The organism is Micromonospora violae (genome assembly GCF_004217135.1).
Lineage (GTDB): Bacteria > Actinomycetota > Actinomycetes > Mycobacteriales > Micromonosporaceae > Micromonospora > Micromonospora violae.
In genome coordinates this window covers 5783461-5798995 of the sequence record NZ_SHKK01000001.1, presented here as the reverse complement: position 1 = coordinate 5798995, position 15535 = coordinate 5783461, and the positions used below count along the sequence as shown (strand labels likewise).

The window sequence follows — 15535 nt, the reverse complement described above, 5'->3', positions numbered from 1 at the left end:
CCGACCCGGCCGTGTCATCACCGCCCGGACCGCCCGCAACCGGCGCGCAGCCGACCCCACCGGCAACCGGCCCCGACAGCAACGGCGGGCCAGTTGGTGCCGGCACCCCCGCCGCCACGGCGACACCGAACACCACCTCCGCGCCGAGGGACGGCCAACCAGCGGCGAGCGCCGCAAGCGCTCCGGCCGATGCCGCACCCGACGCGACCAGCAGGGCCGGCGCGGCGACGCCGGCACCTCCCGGCGACCGGGGTCCGACCGCCGTGCCGACCACCCCGGGTGGCGTGGACCTGGACCTACCGTTCACCTTGGATCGCCCCAGCGCCGCCACCGACCGCCCCGCCGCAGCGGTAGCCGCCGACCGCCCGACGGCGGCCGGACCGCCGCCGCAACCTGATGGGCCGGCGCCGCGGCCAACCACGCCCGGACCCCAGCCCGGCACGCCCGCGCCGCAGGCTGACGGGCCGTCCCCGCAGCCCGATGGGCCGGCGCCGCAGGCCGGTGGGCCGGCACCGCAGGCCGGTGGGCCGGCACCGCAGGCTGGTGGGCCGGTGCCGCAGGCTGGTGAGCCGGCACCGCGACCGACTGGTGGGGCCGGTGAAGACGGGCCGGCGCGGCCGATCGCCGAGTCGCCGTGGGCGTATCCGCCGCAACGCCCGGCCGGCGCGGCACCCGCCCAGGACGAGGTCAGCGCGACACCTCCGGTTCCACCGCCCCCGGTCGTCCCACACACCGGCCCCGCACAGGCACACCCCGGACAGGCACACAACGCACAGGCACAGGCCGCACAGGCACACCCCGGGCAGGCACACCCCGGGCAGTCGTTCACGCCGGCCATCCCCGGTCAGGCCGGCCCGGCGCAGATTCCGCCTCCTCCCGACCTGACGCAGTTCAGCACCCCGCCGCACATCCCTCCCGCAGCGCAGCATGCGCCCACGCAGGCCGGGCCGGCGACCCCACCACCCGGGCCGTTCCCGCCCTCGCCGGGTTGGTACCCCCCGCCCTGGCAGCAGGGCTCGCCCGGCGGCACGCCTGGGCAGCCGTACCAGGAGGCCGACGGGGTGGCCCGGGTGCCGGCTCCGCCGTACCCGGATGCGACCGCGTATCCGGATGCGAGCTGGACACCGGAGGAGACCGCCGCGCCGACCGCCGAGGACTTCGCCCGACGCCGCCAGGTCCGACCCGCCGAGCCGGTGGCGACCATGGGTGTACGCGCGGTGGTCAACAAGATGGGCCTGCTCCGGCTCTCTCCGGGGCGGCACGAGCAGGAGCTCAAGCGGGACATCGAGATGGTCCGCCGCAACTTCGGCGGTCTGCGGCAGGTGACCGTGGTCAACCCGAAGGGCGGCGCCGGTAAGACGGTGGCCATCCTGCTGCTCGCGATGACGTTCGGTCAGAAACGCGGCGGCTACGTGCTGGCCTGGGACAACAACGAGACCCAGGGCACCCTGGGGATGCGCGCCCAACAGGACTTCCACTCCCGCACCGTGCGGGACATGTTGCGCGACCTCGGGCAGTTCCAGGGCGCGCACGGGCGGGTCGGTGACCTGTCGCAGTACGTCCGTTCGCAGGGCGAGGGGATGTTCGACGTCCTGGCCTCGGACGAGTCGGCCACCGGTGGCGAGATGTTGACCGCCGCCGCGTTCGCCGAGATCCGTGAGGTGGTCAGCCGGTTCTACAAATTGATCTTTGTGGACACCGGGAACAACGTCCGGGCGCAGAACTGGCAGGCGTCGATGGACGCCACCGACCAGTTGGTGGTCACCATGTCGGCCCGTAACGACTCCGCTGAGACCGCCGCCCGGATGCTCGACCACCTGGAGCAGAGCGGCCGGCAACGGCTGGTCCGGCAGGCTGTGACGGTGGTGTCGATGCCGCCGTCCCGTAAGGAGATCGACCTGCCGGCCATCCAGGAGCACTTCGCGGCCCGCACCCGGGCGGTGCTGCTGGCCCCGTACGAGCGGCTCATCGACAGTGGTGAGCCGATCCGGTACGGCGGGCTCTCCTCGGCCACCCGGGACGCCTGGCTGAAGATCGCCGCCGCGGTCGCCGAAGGGTTGTAGCCCGCCGACGGCCGGCCCGGGGTCGGGCCGGCCGTCGGGGCGGGGTCAGTTACTCGCGAGCGCGTCCGCGGCTTCCGGGTCGCAGTCGCGCAGAAACTGGGCGCAGCGGGCCGCTTCGTCGGCCTCGCCGATCTCGTCGGCGGCGCGGGACAGCACGTACAGGCAGCGGAGGAAGCCCCGGTTGGGCTCGTGTGACCACGGCACCGGGCCGTGCCCCTTCCACCCACTGCGGCGCAGCTGGTCGAGGCCCCGGTGGTAGCCGGTGCGGGCGTACGCGTACGCCATCACCACCTGGCCCTCGGCGAACGCCCGGGCCGCGAGCTCCGCCCAGGCCGCGCTGTAGGTCGGGAAACCGGCCGCCACGTTGGCGTACGCCTCATCGGTGCCGGCCTCGGCGGCGGCGGCCAGGGCGGCGTCGGCCTCGTCGTTCACGGGCAGGCGGGTGGCCGGTGGCTCTGGCAAAAGGTTCTGCATCGCCCCATTCAACCCGCTGGACAGGGCGACACGCGAGCGGGTCGGCCAACGTGTTCCGCTGAACGGCTGAGGAGTTGGTCACGCCTGCGGCCTATGCCGCTGCCTGGTGTTTTCCACTACAACTAATGGTCCGGAGCCTCCCCAGGAACCGGTAATGCAGGAGCCCGGTGGCCACGACCGCCGGGCTCCTGTCCGTGCCACCCCCGGGCCCGAGGTTTGGCCGGCCCCGGCGCACGGGCAGGATGGCCGGGTGCCGACCCCACCTCCCGCGGACGTCATCGAGCCGCACCTGCATGCCGGTGAGATCCAGACCCGGGCCGAGTTCGACCAACAGTTGGCCACCGGCCGGTTGACCGGGCTGACCGTGCAGGGCCTGCGGCTCGATCTCGCGCCGGCGCCCGACCTGACCGGCGTCGACGTCGTCGGCACCCTCTTCGTGGGCTGCCGGTTCGCGTCCCGGGACGTGGGCGCCGACCTGGTTCGGCGGGGCGCGAACGTGGTGCCGCCGTTCTCGGGGTTGCCGTACCCGACCCAGCCGACCCACCTCTACACCCCGGAGGACCTGGCCGCCGGGTTCGCCGAGGGCGGGTTCACCGGGATGTACGACACCCGGGTGTACGACCACTACCGGGCGCACGGCGGCGCGCTTCCGGACGTGAAGGAGGCGCTGGGTCAGCGGCTGCACGACCACGGCGTGGACAACGCGCTGGGCGACGCCACCCGGGCGTGGCTGGCCGCGTACGGGCCGCAGTCGGTGGTGGGCATCATGGGCGGGCACGCGGTGCGGCGCGGCAGTCCCGCGTACCGGATGGCGGCCGTGCTGGGTTGGGAGCTGGCGCGGGCCGACCGGCTGGTGGTGACCGGCGGTGGTCCCGGGGTGATGGAGGCCGCGAACCTCGGTGCCTACCTGGCGGACCGGCCGGCCACCGATGTGACGGCGGCGATCGACCTGCTGGCCACCGCCCCCGACTTCACCGACCACCACCGGTACACGGCCACCGCGCTGACGGTCCGGCAGCGGTACGCGGGGGTTCCCCGGCAACGTGGTGACGAGTTGGGCTGGGCGCGGGCGGGTGGTCTGGCCATCCCGACCTGGCTGTACGGGCACGAGCCGGCGAACCTGTTCGCCGGGCGGATCGCGAAGTACTTCTCGAACGCGATCCGGGAGGACACCATCCTGCGCCTCGCCCGGGGCGGCATCGTCTTCGCGCCGGGGCGGGCGGGCACGGTGCAGGAGGTGTTCCAGGCGGCCACCAAGACCTACTACGGCACTGACGGCGCCAGCGGGGCGTACATCTTCCTGGACCGCGCCTACTGGACGCAGGAGTTGCCGGTGGAGGCGCTGTTGCGACCGTTGTTGGCCGCGTCCCCGATCGGTGACCTGTCGTCGACGATCCACCTCACCGACGACGTTCGCGAGGCGGTACGCCTGCTGACGACGTGACGACGACGGCCGGCTCCCCGGGTGGGGGGCCGGCCGTCGGGTGGGACGTCGTTACTTGGTCATCGTGGTGCCGGTCGAGCGCAGGTGCTCGCAGGCCTCGACGACCCGGGCGGCCAGGCCGGCCTCGGCGGCCTTGCCCCAGGCGCGCGGGTCGTACTGCTTCTTGTTGCCGACCTCGCCGTCGATCTTCAGCACGCCGTCGTAGTTGCGCAGCATGTGGTCGGCGACGGGGCGGGTGAAGGCGTACTGGGTGTCGGTGTCGATGTTCATCTTCACCACGCCGTAGTCCAGAGCCTCACGGATCTCGCTCAGCAGGGAGCCCGAGCCACCGTGGAAGACCAGGCTGAGCGGCTTGTCCTTGCCGTACTTGGCGCCGACCGCCTCCTGGATCTGGTTGAGGATCTCCGGACGGAGCTTGACGTTGCCCGGCTTGTAGACGCCGTGCACGTTGCCGAAGGTCAGCGCCGCCATGTAGCGGCCCTTCTCGCCGAGGCCGAGCGCCTCGACCATGGCCAGGCCGTCCTCGGTGGTGGTGTAGAGCTTGTCGTTGATGGCGTTCTCGACGCCGTCCTCCTCGCCACCGACGACGCCGACCTCGATCTCAAGGACGATCTTGGCCTTGGCGGCCTCGTCGAGGAGCTGCGCGGCGATCTCCAGGTTCTCCGCGACCGGCACGGCCGAGCCGTCCCACATGTGCGACTGGTACAGCGGCTCCTCGCCGCGCTTCACCCGCTCCTGCGAGATGCCCATCAGCGGACGGACGAACTTGTCCAGCTTGTCCTTCGGGCAGTGGTCGGTGTGCAGGGCGATGTTGACCGAGTACTTCTTGGCCACCTCGTGCGCGTACGCGGCGAACGCCACCGCGCCGGTGACCATGTCCTTGATCGACGGGCCGGAGAGGTATTCGGCGCCACCGGTCGAGACCTGGATGATGCCGTCGCTCTCCGCGTCGGCGAAGCCCTTGAGCGCCGCGTTCAGCGTCTGGGAGGAGGTCACGTTGATCGCGGGGTACGCGTACCGGCCAGCCTTGGCGCGGTCCAGCATCTCCGCGTAAGCCTCGGGGGAAGCGATGGGCATGTGATGTGCTCCTTACTTACCACTCTCGGCCGTGCTGGCCGCTGTTCTTCATTTGTGCGCCGGACCGCGCTGTCCTCCGCCCGGAAGTATCCCGTAGGTGAGGTGCGCCGGAACAACCGACCCGGGTGCTAGCCGTTCACCGCCGGTCCAGGTTGTCCGGCACGATGACGCTGATCAACCAGGTCACCACGGTCATCACGATGGCTCCCCAGAACGCCGCCCAGAAACCGTCCACCTGGAACGGCAGGTCGAGCCCGCGGGCGATCCGGTCGGTGAGCAGGAACAGCAACGCGTTGACGACCAGCGCGAACAGCCCCAGGGTCAGGAGGTAGAACACGCAGCCGACAACTCGGATCACCGGCTTGAGCACCGCGTTGATCACGCCGAAGATCAGCGCCACCACGATCAGGGTGAGGACGGTGTTGCCACCCGATCGGGCGTGCACGTCCACCCCGGGCACGATCAGCGTGGTTATCCACAACGCGACCGCGGTGATCGCCAGCCTGATGAGGAAGCCCACGGCACCATCCTGGCATCGGGCCGCGTCATCGAGGGCTGATTCCGCCTACTCCGCTTCCGGGCGGCACGCCCGCCGAGCCCGTACGGTGGGTGGGAACCGTGCTCCGAGACCCCGGGAGGGACGATGGGTCAGCCCGATGAGGACTTCACCCCCGGCGATCACCTCGCGCCCAACGAGCGCGACCCGGAGGCAAATCCGGCGGACGCGGTCGAGCAGGCCACCGTCGCCGGCCCCGCCGACGTCGACACCGAGCCACACCGCGGTCTGGAGGTCGACGACTGGGACGCGATGGAGCAGGCCCGGGTGGTCACCGGGGACGAGGACGACTATCGCTGACCCCGCCGCCGGGTCGGTTGCCCGTTGCGACAGGGGTGTTCAGCCGTTCGGCCCGTACGACAAATATCGATCCCAGAGGGTTACGGCGGGGCCGGACTCTCCCTAGGTTGGACGGGCGCCACGCGTACGCCCACGGGAGGACCCCCATGCTCAAACACTCGCTCCGCTGGCTGACCGGGCTCGGCGCCGCCGGCGCACTGGTCGCCGCCTCCGCCACCCCCGCCGTCGCCGCGGCCACCATCGAGCCCTACTTCCAGGACGCCACCCTGGCGGTCGGCGCGGCGGCAACCACCCGCGCGGTGTTCCTGTACGCCGACGAGCCGATGGTCCTCACCGACGTCTCCGTGCGGTACGACTACCGCTCCCTGTCCGGCACGATCACGGTGGCCCCGGCCGACGGGCAGGAGTGCGACGCACCGGAGCCGGGCGTTCTGGTCTGCACGGAGCCCGGCGAGGTCGCCCTCACCGAGATGCCACCTCTGGGCAGCGGGGTCTACCGCAACGCGGCCAAGCAGGTTCGCCTCGGCCTCACCGACGATGCGCAGCTCGGTGACTCCGGCGACGTCGTCGTCAGCTTCCAGGCCGCCGGCGGGCGACGGGGCAGCTACACCTCGCAGGTCCGGGTCGGCGAGGCGGTGGATCTCGCCGGCGGGCCGTACACCACCGTCTCCGCCAAACCGGGCGGGAAGTTCACCGTGCCGCTGGCCGTGGCGAACGCCGGCGACACGGCCGTCAGCGGATTCGTCGCGGTCTTCGACCTCGCCTACGCGATCCGGACCAAGGACCGGTTCAGCAACTGCCGCTACTCCGACGACCACCTGGTCTCCTGCCAGTTCGACGAGGAGATCCCGGTGGGCACCGCGCTCGTCGCCACGCTGAACCTCGAACTCGGCAAGGACACCTACGCGCCGACCAACCAGTCCGGCCACGCCCAGTTCATGACCACGGCCGACTTCGAGGACCTGACCCGGGTGCGGGAAGCCGTCGGCGCACAGACGGCCACCCCGGGTAGCGGCCCGAAACTGACGCTGACCGAGGTGCCCGGCAGGCTGCGACAGGCCGCCCAGACCGATGTCGGCCCGGGCAACGACCACACCGGCTGGATCGTCAAGGCCACCGGCACGAACGGCACCGACCTCGCGGCGATCGGCGCCACGCTCAAGGGCGGAGTCGGCGCCGTCGTCGCGGCCACCGTCGGATTCCGGAACAACGGCCCGGCGACGCTCGACAAGGTGAACGACGACTACGAGGCCGCCACCCACAGCACCGTCGAGTTGCCGCCGGGCACCACCGCCGTGGAGGTCCCCGACAGCTGCCAGTTGCGGCCGGGCACCCGCACGTACCAGTGCGCCTCGGAGATGCTCCTGGTGGCCGGGCGGAGCTACACCGTGACGTTCCGGCTCCGCATCGACAAGGTCGTTCCCAACGCCCGGGGCACGGTGTGGGTCAACGCGCCGTGTGAGTGCCCCGGCGGCGGCAGCTTCGAGGACGACACCAAACCGGCCAACGACCGGGCCACCATCGTGGTCAACGCGGCCCAGGGCGGCGGTGGCCACGATGATGGCGACGGTGGTGATGGCGACGGTGGTGGCGGTGGTGGTTCGCTGCCCATCACCGGCACCCCCACCACCCTGATCGCCGGCATCGGCGTCCTGCTGCTCGTCACCGGTGTGGCCGGCTACCTGTTCGGCCGACGCCGCCCCACCCGCCTCGGCGCCTGACCCCACCCCGTCCGACCGGTGCCCCGCCGCCCGAACCTGGCCGGCGGGGCACCGTCGCAAACTCCTCGGATCACCGGGTGCGGTTGACCTGCCCCGGGTGCTGCTCCACCCACTGCGCCAACCGGTCCTCGGCCAGCGCGGCGAGGAACGCCGGGCCCTGCTTCGGGTCCAGCGACAGCCGCGCGGCGTTGTCCCCGGACGGGCCGGCCGGGAGGCTGAGCCCCACCGGGTCGACGCTCTTCAGCTCGGGTAGCACCGCCGCCAGCTTGGTCAGCGGCAGGCCGTCGTCGTCGACCGTCACGTTCTTGCCGGCGGCCGACAGCAGCGCGGCGAGCCGGGCCGGATTGGTCAGCACGTCCTGCGCGACCACCCGGCGGATCAGCCCGTCGACGTAGCGCTGGGCGTTACGGTCCCGATCGAACGCGCCGTCGGGCAGGTACCGCCGCTGCCGCAGCAGGTCGACCGAGGCGGCACCGTCGAGCTGCTGACAGCCGGCCGGGAAGACCCGTCGCGTGTGCCAGGACCGCACCTCCTTCGGTAGGCAGACCTCCACCCCGTCGACCGCCTCAGTGATCTTGCGTAGCCCCGCGAAGGTCAGCACCACGCCGGCGTCGACGCGTACCCCGGTCAGATCGGCGACCACCTGGCGGGTCAGGTCGTAGCCGGCGTCCAGGTCGGGCCGGGGCGCACCGGCACCGTGGTAGAACGCGCTGTTGAGCTTGTCGGTTCCCCGGCCGGGGATCGACACCTCCAGGTCGCGCGGCAACGAGATGAGGTACGGCCGACTCCGGTCGGCCGGAATGTGCACCAGCAGAACGGAATCCGCCAATCGGTACGACGGTGCCTCGCCGAAGCCGTCCACACCGAGCAGCAGGACATTCAGCGCCTCGGAGCGCTCGCCCGCCGACTGCCCCGGCAACAACGGGTCCGCCGCCGGCCGATCGGGGCGCAGTTGCGGCACGCCGACTCCGAGCGCGGCCAGCAGCGCGAGCGCGACGCCAGCGGCCTGGAACCGCTGCCGGCGGCGACGGCGAACGGCGGCGAGCCGGTCGATCGCGGCTCGCAGCGGGCCGGTCGACGGGGTCAACGGCTCGTGCCGGGCGAACGCGGCACGCAGGTCATCTTCGATCATGTTCACGCCTCCACGTACTCGGCCCGGAGCGTGGCCAGGGCCCGGGAGATGGACGAACGGACGGTGCCGACGGCGCAGTCGAGGATGTCGGCGATCTCGACGTCGGGCAGGTCTTCGTAGTAGCGCAGCACCAGGGCGGCCCGCTGCCGACGCGGCAGCCGGGACAGCCAGGACCAGATCTGATCCCGGTCCACGGCAGACTGGGCATGGTCGGTGGGCGCCGGCACCGACGCGTCCGGCTCCCCACGCAACAGCACCCGGCGCACCCACGAGCCGCGCCGCCAGTCGACGTACTGATTGGTGAGCATTCGGCGTACGTACCGCTCGGGTGAGTCGGCGCGGGCGACCCGACGCCAGTTGACCTGGACCCGGACCATGGTGTCCTGGACCAGATCCTGGGCCTGGTGCGGATCGCCGGTCAGCATCACCGCGTATCTCAGTAGCGGGGCCAGCCGCGTGTCCGCGAACTCCTCGTACGTCACTGCACCTCCCGGGGGCTTCTGCCAGAGATGACGGAAGCGGACCGCCTGAACATTGCGGTGAGTCTGATCCACCCGGCACTGTCGTTGCGCCCCACGGCGCGGGCGGGTGGTGCCGGGCCGGTCCGGCGCGGCCGGGGCCCCGGGCTTCGGTACCCTTTGTGGCCGTGGACACAGCTGAGAAGACCCGCGCCCTCGTGGAGAGCGTCGCCCTGAACCCGCTCGATCCCAAGGAACTGTTGCAGACCTTCGGGCTGATCGGCGTGTGGGTGATCCTCTTCGCCGAGACCGGCCTGCTGGTGGGCTTCTTCTTCCCGGGCGACTCGCTGCTGTTCCTCGCCGGGGTGGCCTCGTCACCGGTGGCGGACGCGATCTTCGGCGACGGCACCCGGCTCTCCCTCGCCGGCCTGCTGATCGGTGGGCCGATCTGCGCGATCGTCGGCGCCCAGCTGGGGCACTGGCTCGGCGCGCGGTACGGCCGGCCGATGTTCGAGCGGCCGAACTCCCGACTCTTCAAGAAGGAGTACGTGGAGAAGGCCGAGTACTACTTCGAGAAGTTCGGCCCGGCGAAGGCCGTCGTGCTGGCCCGCTTCATTCCGATCGTCCGGACGTTCCTCAACCCGGTCGCGGGCGCGCTCGGCATGCCGGCCCGGAAGTTCCTGCTCTGGAACATCGTCGGCGCGGTGCTCTGGGTGGACGGCATCCTGCTGATCGGCTACCTGCTGGCCGAACAGATCTACCAGGCCATCGGCGACAAGATCGACCATTACATCCTGCCGGTGGTCGCCCTGATCATTCTGATCTCGGTGCTGCCGATCTTCTTCGAGTTCCTCCGGGACCGGCGGGCTCGTAAGCGCGGCGAGGCGGTCGCGGTGGTCGCGGCGGCCAGCGCCGCCGGCGCGGTGGAGGCGGCCCGCGAGGCGTTCGACCACGACCGGCACCCGCACGGCCACCAGCGCCCGGAGCACGGCCAGGACCGTTGAGGGGTACGACGACGGCCGGCCCCCTGGTGAGGGGGTCGGCCGTCAGCATGTCGAACCCGGCCTCCGGTGGTGCGACCGGGGACGAGCAGGTGTCACCCACCGGTGGCGCCACCCCTGGCTCGCCACCGGACGCCGTCCCGACTCAGGACGGCGTGTAGTGCCTACGTCAGCGGGCCTTCTTGGTGGCCCGCTTACGCGGCGGGGTCAGCAGGTCCGCGATCGTCGCGATCGCACTCGGGACCAGGCTGTAGTACGCCCAGACACCGCGCTTCTCCCGCTGCAACAAGCCGGCCTCGGTGAGGATACGCAGGTGATGACTGACCGTCGGCTGAGAGAGGCCGAGCGGCGCCGTCAGGTCACAGACGCACGCCTCGCCCTCGGGGGCCGACTGGATCAGGCTGAGCAGCCGCAACCGAGCAGGATCAGCAAGGGCCTTGAGGACCCCGGCGAGACGCTCGGCATCGGCACGTTCGATCGGCTCGCCGTTTAGCGGCGAGATCTGAGGCATAGTCATTTCGGCCAACGCAGTTCCCACGTATTCCATCCTTCCACCAGCAGCATCGATCCGCCTGCATATCAGCAGATCCGAATCGGCAGACTTTTACGCCACAAGGCCGAGGTCAGCCAACGTATAGGCCGCCCGGTACGGCAATCCGGCGGCTCGCACCGCGTCGCCGGCGCCTCGATCAACAATAACCACCACGCCCACGACTTCCGCTCCGGCCTCGCGAAGCGCCTCGACAGCGGTCAAAACACTTCCGCCCGTCGTGGATGTGTCCTCCACCGCCAACACCCGGCGGCCGGCCACCTCCGGTCCCTCGATCCGCCGCTGAAGACCGTGGGCCTTGCCCGCCTTGCGCACCACAAAGGCGTCCAGGGCCCGGCCGGTCGGAGCGGCGGCGTGCAGCATCGAGAGCGCCACAGGGTCTGCGCCCAGGGTGAGGCCCCCAACGGCGTCGAACTCCCAGTCGGCGGTGAGGTCCAGCAACACCCGGCCGACCAGAGGAGCGGCCCGGTGATGGAGCGTGACGCGCCGCAGATCCACATACCAGTCTGCTTCGCGCCCCGACGAGAGGACGACCCGGCCGTGGACCACAGCCAGGTCGGTAATGAATTTACGCAGGTCGTCGTGGTCCCCCATGGCGATAGAGGTTACTGCGCAAGTCTGAACGCCGCGTGCGGGGTCCACCCTGATCAGCCCCGGAGGGAACCGATGACTGGCGATGCTCGACTACGCTCAGCGACTGGCCTGACAGCGGCGCGCCAACGTTGTCCCGCCACTGCCTCGGGGTCGACGGGCCTGTCGAAGCTCAGCGCTCGTCGCGACCGATCCGGCCGCGGGTGTCCCGGGCGACCGCCTGGAGGAGTCGGCGCGGCGCGTGTCGCATACCGGCGACGACCACCTTGTACTTCCACGCCGGGATGCTGACCATCTTGCCTTTTCGCAGGTCACGCAGGGCTTCGTCGACCACATCCTCGGCCCGCAGCCACAGCCACTCCGGCGTCTTGGACATGTTGATGCCGGCCCGCTGGTGGAATTCCGTGCGGGTGTAGCCGGGGCAGAGAGCCATCACCTGAACGCCGAACGGCCGTGTCGACTGGCCCACGGACTCGCTGAAGTTGGTCACCCACGCCTTGCTGGCGGAGTACGTCGATCCGGGCATCGCCGTGCCGAAACCGGCAACGGAAGAGACATTTATCACTGCCCCATTTCGCCGTTCGGTCATCGGCCGCAGCGCCGCCAGGGTCAACCGCATGACTGCGTGCACGTTGAGCCGCAGCAGCCGCGCCTCGTCCTCCGCCGTGGAGCGCAGGAACGGTTTGTTCAGGCTGATCCCCGCATTGTTGACCAGCAGGTGTACCGGGCTGCCGTCGGCGAGCCGCTGCTCCACGGTGGCGCAGCCGTCGTCGGTGGACAGATCCGCTGGGATTGTCTCCACCTCGCGGCCGTACGTGGAACCCAACTCGGTGGCCAACTCGGTCAGCCGCGCCGCGTCGCGGGCAACCAGCACCAGGTGCCAGCCGTCGGCGGCCAGTCGCCGGGTGAACGCCGCGCCGATGCCGGCGGTGGCCCCGGTGATCAGGGCACGGCGCTCGGCGGCGGTGGGGTCGAGCGTCACGGGGGCGGTCCTCACCTGGGCGGGTACGGGGGCGGGTACGGGGGCTGGTGCGCGGCGGGCGGGAACATTGGCGGTGCGGTTGGCGTGGTCGAGCGGTGGCGACCGAACCAGTTGTTCGCCGCCGGCAACGCCAGCAGCAAAGCTACTACAAGGTAACCGAGCCCCTGCGCGACGGAAAGCCCGGCATTGAGTGGGATCCACCAGGACGGGTACGCGTCGCCGAGCAGACCCAGCACTTCGGCGAGGGCCTGCTCGTCGGAGCCCAGTTGCAGCGGGGCGGCGCGTTCCCCGACGACCACCGCCGCGCTGCAACAGCCGGCGAGCAGGCCAAGCCCGCTGACCACCCAGGTCGCCACCCGGACGCCGTTGCGACCGGTCAGCAGCCCGAGGGCCAGGCCGGCGAGCAGTGGCGCGGAGAGCGCCGCCACCACCGCCGCCAGCACCGCGGACGCGCGGAGCAGCGTCACCACGTCGTTGATCTGCTCCGGGCTGGCCGAGGTGTCCCGGGCGGCGGAGCGGAACGCGTCGACCGTCCCGCCCAGCACCACCAGGTCGACCACCGCGTACGCGAGCGCGGCGACCGCCATCACCAGCAGCACGGTCGTGGCCGACAGGACGGCGGCGGGCCGGCGGACCGGTGCCGATTCGGGGTACGACACGACGAATCCCTCCGGTAGGCGTCGGGTTGCAACCTACTCGGAGGGATCGTCGGCGTCGTGCTTATCGGGCCGTCAGCTCGACGGCGGAGTCGACCCGGGCCGGTCCGTCGGCGGCGTGTCGTCCGGCCGGTTCGTGGCCGGCGGCGGCGGGTAGCTGGGCTCCCCAGTCGACGGATAGCCCGGCTCGCCGGTTGCCTGCGGGTAGCCGGGCTGACCCGGCGCCTGCGGTTGACCCGGGTAGCTGGCGCCCGGAGTCGGCGGCTCCCAGGCTGCGGCCTGCTTGCGGAAGAACGGGTTCGCCTTCGGCAGCGCCAGCAGGATCAGCGCCGTGATCAGCGCGATCAGGCTGAGCACGCCGAGCAGGAGGCTGACCGGGGTGACCCAGTCGGGCAGGGCGTCCTCCAGGCGGCGCTGGACCTCCTCAGGGGTCGGCCCGTCGCCGCCGGTCCCGCCACCACCGGCGTTGAGACCGCCGGCCGCGTTGCTGAGCAGGCCACCGCCGACGCAGCAGACCATGATGCCGCCGACGATCCAGGTGGTGATCCGGGCACCGTTGCGGCCCTGGTTGTTGAACAGCGCGAGGACGCCCAGCACGACCGCGAGCAGCAGCAGGACGATGCTGCCGCCGATGCCGACGACGGCGAAGACGTCGGCCACCTGGTCGGCGCCCTCCACCGTGCTGTCCGCGTACGCGTCACGGAGCGCGTCGCGCGTCTTGCCGAAGGTGCTGAGCGTGATGATCAGACTGATCACCTGGAGCGCCACGAACAGGAAGAGCAGGTAACTGGAAATCGACACAATGGATGGCCGCTGACGGGCCGGCGTGCTCTGGGAATCGACCACGATTCTCCTTCCCTAAGATCGCGCCCACACCGTATCGACATCCGGCCAATTCGGCATGCCTCGACCAGCCTGGCGCGCCCGCCCGGTCCGGCTCAGGTGGCCTCAGGCGTGGGGGCGGATCGTCAGGTCGGCGGGGTCGAGCAGGTGACCGAGGGCCACCCTCCAACCCTCTTCGCCGTACGCCTCGAAGGAGAGCCGGGCGGCGCCACCGGACTGGTAGTCGTGGTAGCGCATCGTTCCGGTCGACGGCAGTCCGGTCTCGCCGGTGGCGGTGTAGCGGGCCTGCCCGGTCTCGGCCCAGGTGTAGCGCCGCCCGCCGAGTTCGATGGTCGGGGCGCCCGGGGTGACGGCGGCACCCGGTTCGGCGGTCCAGAGCACCAGTTCGAGTTCGGTGCCGTTCTCCACGGAGAGCCGGTGGCGGGTCCCGGAGTCGTCGTCGAGCAGGTGCTGCGCCCAACTCCAGTCGCCCTCGACGAGGCGGATCGTGCCGGTCACCGCGTACTCCTGCTCGCGAATCCGCACGCGGTCACCCGGGGCCAGACGCAGCGGGCCGCCGCGCGGCGACTCCGCCGGCCGGCCGTCCGCCCGGCTCGCCGCCCATCGGCGCGCCTGCACGACGATCACGGCCACCGCGACCACGGCAACAGCCGCCAGCAGGCACGTCACCAGCGTGTCCACCCGACCACCTCCCCAGGTACGTCGGCGCAGACGGTAACAACGCTCGGCACCAGGAAGACCCGTGCTGTGGCCGACAGCTCAGCTAGCGAAGGTGGTCGGGCGCGTCCTCCGGGGGCGCCGTCGGCGGTCCGGTCGGCCCGGGCGAGGTACCCGGGACGCCCGGCGTCAGGTGCGCGGCCGGGTCGGGGCAGATCAGGTAGCCGGGTGGGAGCGGCTGGTTCGGCGGCAGGAAGCCCGGCACGAACGGAGTCGTCGGGTATCCGTAACCGATCGGGGCGTAGGTGGGAATGGGCATCGCCCAGGTCGGGCCGGGCAACGTCTCGTTCGCGGTACGCGGCACGAACCAGCGGTTCGCGGGCGGCAACGCCAACAGCAGGACCACGGCCGCGGAGAGCATCAGAACGGTGAGCACGCCCACCCCTGCCGCGGGAAAGATCAGATCGTCCCAGGGGTCGGTGCCGGCGTAGAGCGTGTCGAAGAACGTCGACGTCTCCCACTCGTCGTCCCACTCCGGTGGCGGCTCGCCCCCGATCTCCGGGGCGGCCAGCAGTGGCACCACAAACGCTCCGGAACAGCACTGCGTGAAGCAGACGAGCAGCTGCGCGCCACTGGCGACGAAGACCAGGATCCGCGCGACGTTGGCGCCCCGCCGGACCGGCACGACGGTGGCCGCCAGCCAGACCGCGAGCAGCACCGCCGGTACGCCGAGGATCAGCGCCATCGCGATGTTGCCCTGCCGCTCGCCTGTCACCTCGTCCGGGTCGGCGTCCGGCACCAGTCGCACCGCGCGGTCGATCTGGCCGTCGAAGTGCACCGCCTGGACCACGGTCAGCGCGGCCAGACCGAGCAGCACCAGCACCACCGTCAGTTGCAGCCAGAAGGCGATGGTCACGGTAACCGGGCGGGGCGGACGCGGCGCGGTGGCGGGCGGGCTCATGGCTCGCAACGTACGGCGCGTTGTCGGCGACCGGCAGAACCAATCGGGCAGCACCGACCGGCGAATGGA

At 71.3% G+C, this 15535-nt stretch carries 17 protein-coding genes; 5 read left to right on the top strand and 12 right to left on the bottom strand.

The window, feature by feature from the left end:
- The first annotated feature begins 308 nt into the window (after positions 1–308).
- Positions 309–2063, top strand: coding sequence for a MinD/ParA family ATP-binding protein (locus tag EV382_RS26075; protein WP_482806123.1), 1755 nt, complete (start codon positions 309–311; stop codon positions 2061–2063).
- Positions 2064–2108: 45 nt separating this feature from the next.
- On the opposite strand, the gene EV382_RS26070 is transcribed toward EV382_RS26075, so the two are convergent.
- Positions 2109–2537 (bottom strand): DUF3151 domain-containing protein, encoded by a 429-nt coding sequence (locus EV382_RS26070; RefSeq protein WP_130406091.1) that lies wholly within the window; start codon positions 2535–2537, stop codon positions 2109–2111.
- 250 nt (positions 2538–2787) lie between these two features.
- On the opposite strand from EV382_RS26070, the gene EV382_RS26065 reads away from it, so the two are divergent.
- Complete coding sequence (locus tag EV382_RS26065) at positions 2788–3981, top strand: LOG family protein (protein WP_130406089.1); 1194 nt, start codon at positions 2788–2790, stop codon at positions 3979–3981.
- 51 nt (positions 3982–4032) lie between these two features.
- Here the strand turns inward: EV382_RS26065 and fbaA are convergent, their stop codons facing one another.
- Together fbaA and EV382_RS26055 are read right to left on the bottom strand one after the other, a co-directional pair.
- A complete protein-coding gene (gene fbaA / locus EV382_RS26060; RefSeq protein WP_130406086.1) occupies positions 4033–5058 on the bottom strand; it encodes a class II fructose-bisphosphate aldolase in 1026 nt (341 codons plus the stop codon).
- Positions 5059–5194: 136 nt separating this feature from the next.
- The gene (locus tag EV382_RS26055; RefSeq protein ID WP_130406084.1) at positions 5195–5578 is read right to left on the bottom strand and encodes a phage holin family protein; all 384 of its coding nucleotides are present in this window, start codon (positions 5576–5578) and stop codon (positions 5195–5197) included.
- 123 nt (positions 5579–5701) lie between these two features.
- On the opposite strand from EV382_RS26055, the gene EV382_RS26050 reads away from it, so the two are divergent.
- The gene (locus tag EV382_RS26050) at positions 5702–5914 is read left to right on the top strand and encodes a hypothetical protein (RefSeq protein WP_130406082.1); all 213 of its coding nucleotides are present in this window, start codon (positions 5702–5704) and stop codon (positions 5912–5914) included.
- A gap of 146 nt (positions 5915–6060) precedes the next feature.
- Positions 6061–7635, top strand: coding sequence for an LPXTG cell wall anchor domain-containing protein (locus EV382_RS26045; protein ID WP_130406080.1), 1575 nt, complete (start codon positions 6061–6063; stop codon positions 7633–7635).
- Between the two features lie 70 nt (positions 7636–7705).
- On the opposite strand, the gene EV382_RS26040 is transcribed toward EV382_RS26045, so the two are convergent.
- Both EV382_RS26040 and EV382_RS26035 read right to left on the bottom strand, forming a co-directional pair.
- Positions 7706–8767 (bottom strand): LCP family protein, encoded by a 1062-nt coding sequence (locus tag EV382_RS26040; protein WP_130406078.1) that lies wholly within the window; start codon positions 8765–8767, stop codon positions 7706–7708.
- A gap of 2 nt (positions 8768–8769) precedes the next feature.
- Positions 8770–9249: a SigE family RNA polymerase sigma factor gene (locus EV382_RS26035; RefSeq protein ID WP_130406076.1), complete on the bottom strand. Its 480-nt coding sequence runs from the start codon at positions 9247–9249 to the stop codon at positions 8770–8772.
- A gap of 158 nt (positions 9250–9407) precedes the next feature.
- On the opposite strand from EV382_RS26035, the gene EV382_RS26030 reads away from it, so the two are divergent.
- Positions 9408–10229 carry a DedA family protein gene (locus EV382_RS26030; protein ID WP_130406074.1) on the top strand — a complete coding sequence of 274 codons (822 nt, stop codon included), beginning with the start codon at positions 9408–9410 and terminating at the stop codon, positions 10227–10229.
- Between the two features lie 166 nt (positions 10230–10395).
- Here EV382_RS26030 and EV382_RS26025 read toward each other — a convergent pair whose 3' ends face one another.
- The 7 genes from EV382_RS26025 to EV382_RS25995 form a co-directional block, all read right to left on the bottom strand.
- Positions 10396–10773 carry an ArsR/SmtB family transcription factor gene (locus EV382_RS26025; RefSeq protein WP_030332125.1) on the bottom strand — a complete coding sequence of 126 codons (378 nt, stop codon included), beginning with the start codon at positions 10771–10773 and terminating at the stop codon, positions 10396–10398.
- Positions 10774–10830: 57 nt separating this feature from the next.
- A complete protein-coding gene (pyrE, locus tag EV382_RS26020) occupies positions 10831–11370 on the bottom strand; it encodes an orotate phosphoribosyltransferase (protein WP_112586136.1) in 540 nt (179 codons plus the stop codon).
- A 169-nt stretch (positions 11371–11539) separates the two neighbouring features.
- A complete protein-coding gene (locus tag EV382_RS26015) occupies positions 11540–12349 on the bottom strand; it encodes an SDR family NAD(P)-dependent oxidoreductase (protein ID WP_130406072.1) in 810 nt (269 codons plus the stop codon).
- An 11-nt stretch (positions 12350–12360) separates the two neighbouring features.
- A complete protein-coding gene (locus EV382_RS26010) occupies positions 12361–13008 on the bottom strand; it encodes a hypothetical protein (protein WP_130406070.1) in 648 nt (215 codons plus the stop codon).
- A gap of 72 nt (positions 13009–13080) precedes the next feature.
- Positions 13081–13851 carry a hypothetical protein gene (locus EV382_RS26005; protein ID WP_130406068.1) on the bottom strand — a complete coding sequence of 257 codons (771 nt, stop codon included), beginning with the start codon at positions 13849–13851 and terminating at the stop codon, positions 13081–13083.
- A gap of 102 nt (positions 13852–13953) precedes the next feature.
- A complete protein-coding gene (locus EV382_RS26000) occupies positions 13954–14529 on the bottom strand; it encodes a DUF4178 domain-containing protein (protein WP_130406066.1) in 576 nt (191 codons plus the stop codon).
- An 82-nt stretch (positions 14530–14611) separates the two neighbouring features.
- Positions 14612–15466: a hypothetical protein gene (locus EV382_RS25995; RefSeq protein WP_130406064.1), complete on the bottom strand. Its 855-nt coding sequence runs from the start codon at positions 15464–15466 to the stop codon at positions 14612–14614.
- Between the last annotated feature and the right edge of the window lie 69 nt (positions 15467–15535).